Below are 237 nucleotides of genomic sequence, written 5' to 3'. Positions count from 1 at the left end.
CGTACATTTAGTACGTCTGTTGTTACAACAGTTTCTGCATTAGCAGATGATGTGAAAATCCCAAGACCAAAAACTGCTGCTGTTGCTATTCCAATTAATTTTTTCATGATAGCCTCCATTGCGTTTGTTTTCGTGTCCACATTATAGCAACAGATTTTTTCGGATTTCGGGAAAACACACAATTACAAACCATTCGTAATCAGTCGTTAACCTCCTGTAATATAACAAAAAATATAG

The 237-nt window shown here is 35.4% G+C and carries 1 pseudogene; it reads right to left on the bottom strand.

Features of this window, described 5'->3' with window-relative positions:
- A pseudogene (locus SB775_RS33750) lies at positions 1-193 on the bottom strand (enterotoxin); the annotation flags it as partial.
- Positions 194-237 lie beyond the last annotated feature (44 nt).

The organism is Peribacillus sp. SIMBA_075 (assembly GCF_046534585.1).
This window is presented reverse-complemented; position numbering and strand designations above follow the sequence as displayed.